We start from the raw sequence: 1,574 nt of genomic DNA on the forward strand, positions 1-1,574 counted from the left end.
CTCTGCCAACTGCCATCGTTATTTTGTAGCGTTAGTACACGATTTTCAAAACTGGTGCGGAAAAGTTCCACATCACTACTGTCTTGGTATGGGTAGAGACTTTCTGCAACTAAGGCATCTAAGAACAGACCTTTATTATTACTTTGACCGGACCATGTTGCTGGTGCGGATTGCTTTGATTCAAGATAACTGACCAGTTTTTGTATAGCTGGAATATATTGGCCTTGGTTAGCTATATATGATGTAAATGCTGTTAATACATAACTGCTGGTATATAGATCATCTAAATGTGAGATACGATAAGCACCGTCAGTATGCTGCTGCGTTGCAAGGTAAGCTAAAGCCTTATTTATTCTAGTCTGCCAACTTTGACGGCTGTTTGTATCAAGAGTCTCTAAATAACCAGTCTCCGATAGTGCAATCAGCACAAAAGAGGTGTCCAGTGGGTTAGATTGCCACCCTTCAACATGACCAAAGCCACCATCAGTATTTTGGTGATTAATGAGTTTTTGCCATGCGGGGTGCAACGTTTCATTCTGACTATAGGCAAGGAGAGAGAGGCGGACAAGACCTTCAGTGCTAGATTCTTTATCTAAAATTGTAGTTAAGTCGTTAACAGATGTTTGAGATTGAAGTAGTTTAAGAGACTGTGCGACTGCTTGTTTGGTCTGTAAATTATTAGCAATACCACTGGTAGGTGTTTTTTCTTGAGTGGAAAGCCAAGCCCTTCCACTATTTGTATCAGCATGAGCTAATCCTGTGAACAGTGTAGAAATTATACCTGCACTAGTAACAGACATTAACTTTTTCTTATTAAAATTATTATTGTTTGACTTCAGTCGCATATATGTATACCGTCCAGTTACTTTATGTTACGGAATTATTAAAATAATTTTTTGAACATTAAACGAGTATTACAATATTGTCAACTTTTTTTCATTTTATACGTTAGTCAATTTAATCAATAGAATATCTAACGTCATGCAAAACGTAAAAAAGCACAAAGAGTATCCACCCTTTGTGCCCAAATACATATAGAACTCTGACTTTATAACTTCAATCTACAACCCTAAACAACACATAACCGAACGCTTCCGTAAATCTATAGACACAAAAAAACCTCAAACAATCTAATGTTTGAGGCGAAACTTGCTTAAACTCAAAGGTCTAAATTCGTTTTAACTTTTTACTAAATATGGCGCAGCGGACGGGACTCGAACCCGCGACCCCCGGCGTGACAGGCCGGTATTCTAACCAACTGAACTACCGCTGCTTAGGTCGTTTTAGCTTCTTTAGCCACTTGCTAAGAAGTGGTGGGTGATGACGGATTCGAACCGCCGACATTCTGCGTGTAAGGCAGACGCTCTACCAACTGAGCTAATCACCCTGAGAAGCGTATAAAAATTGCACTGCAATTTTAGCTTCGCAAGGAAAATCCTTTAAATAGGATTTTCAAAATCTAGCCAATTAAGATTGTCACCTCTTAACCAACTTTCACAGAAGCTAACTTAATTAAGTCCCCTTGCTGTGGGTGTGTATTATATAGATTTACACATGGCTGTCAAATAGTATTT

General features: G+C 38.6%; 1 protein-coding gene and 2 tRNA genes. All 3 read right to left on the reverse strand.

The genetic code is table 11. From position 1 onward, the window contains the following. The coding region (locus JMY02_RS13515) for a prenyltransferase/squalene oxidase repeat-containing protein (RefSeq protein WP_201599176.1) at window positions 1–800 on the reverse strand (800 nt) is incomplete at its 3' end. A gap of 396 nt (window positions 801–1,196) precedes the next feature. Further along, window positions 1,197–1,273 (reverse strand) — tRNA-Asp (locus JMY02_RS13520). Between the two features lie 38 nt (window positions 1,274–1,311). Beyond that, window positions 1,312–1,387: transfer RNA gene (locus JMY02_RS13525), tRNA-Val, on the reverse strand. Window positions 1,388–1,574 lie beyond the last annotated feature (187 nt).

It is taken from the genome of Psychrobacter vallis (assembly GCF_904846715.1).
GTDB lineage: Bacteria > Pseudomonadota > Gammaproteobacteria > Pseudomonadales > Moraxellaceae > Psychrobacter > Psychrobacter vallis.